This window comes from Psychrobacter sp. CCUG 69069, from assembly GCF_021023115.1.
In the GTDB taxonomy this organism is placed as follows: Bacteria; Pseudomonadota; Gammaproteobacteria; order Pseudomonadales; family Moraxellaceae; genus Psychrobacter; species Psychrobacter namhaensis.
The window spans coordinates 1-1,277 of sequence record NZ_QQAI01000041.1; the positions used below are offsets into that span (position 1 = coordinate 1).

The 1,277-nt window shown below is 42.8% G+C and carries 1 protein-coding gene; it reads left to right on the plus strand.

Annotated elements, in window-relative coordinates:
* Positions 1-65 precede the first annotated feature (65 nt).
* Positions 66-1,231 (plus strand): IS3 family transposase gene (locus DVY93_RS12385; RefSeq protein ID WP_193004722.1). Its coding sequence is split into 2 segments (ribosomal slippage): positions 66-324 and positions 324-1,231, totalling 1,167 coding nucleotides; the frame shifts between segments, so codons are not numbered across the junction.
* Positions 1,232-1,277 lie beyond the last annotated feature (46 nt).

Sequence of the window (1,277 nt, forward strand, 5' to 3'; positions counted from 1 at the left end):
TGAGCTATGCTGAAGAAACCGTAGAGATAAACTTGGTAAACTAAGCGTATTAATCGGAGTTTACCATGACCAAGAAATTAAGAACCTACAGTGACGAATTTAAAGCTGAAGCTGTTAAAAAGATAGCAGACAACAACGGTAATATTTCAGCGACTGCAAAGCAGCTTGGCATCGCCATGCAAACCTTATCGAACTGGAACAACAAAGCCAATCAAGGCAAGCTTGTCGGCACAGAACAATATGATCCTGATCTTATGAAGGCTCTTCAAGAAATAAAGCAGCTCAAGCGACAACTTAAAGTTGCCGAAGAGGAGCGAGAGATATTAAAAAAGGCGACGGCGTACTTCGCCAAGCACAGCTAGTAAGGTACGCCTTTATTAAAGACAATCAGCAGATATTTAACATCACCACTATGTGCCGTGTGTTAAGCGTCAAACCATCAAGCTATTACGACTGGAGTAGTCGCGATATCAGCGAGCAGCAGATACATCGCAACCATTGTGAGCTACTAGTTAAAGCCGCTCACAGTGAAAGTAAAGAACGTTATGGTTATGAACGTTTGCATGCCCAGCTAACAGAGCAAGGCCATGACATTAGCCTATACATGGTTAGGAGCATTAAAGAGGAACATAACATTAAATGCCGTCGCCACAAGCGCTTTAAAATTACGACAGACTCTAATCACAATAAGCTGGTCTATCCGAACGTGCTTGACCAGCAATTTGATGCTAAGCGTCCTAATGAGTCTTGGGTCAGTGACATCACCTATATCTGGACAAATGATGGTTGGCTGTACTTGGCAGGCGTTAAAGACTTATACACTAAAGAGCTGGTCGGCTATGCCATCAACAAACGTATGACCGCTGATCTAGTATGCCGTGCACTCAATATGGCAATCAAGAACAAACGACCCAGCAAAGGGCTAATAGTTCACTCTGACAGAGGCAGTCAATATTGTAGCCATGCGTATCACAAGATCATCAAGCGACATCAGTTTGCAGGCTCAATGAGCGCTAAAGGTAACTGCTTTGATAACGCACCTATAGAGAGCTTCTGGGGCGTATTAAAGAATGAGTTGATATATCATCAGGACTATAAGACCAGATTTGCCGCCATTACCGATATCATTAGATATATCGAGTTGTACTACAACCAAACGAGAATTCAAAAGGGTTTAGGCTATAAATCGCCAAGACAGGTGTGGTTTGATTATTATCGTCAGGCTGCGTAACTAAAATCTCCCAAGTTTAGTTGTACGGATTTGACGGCAGGGGTCA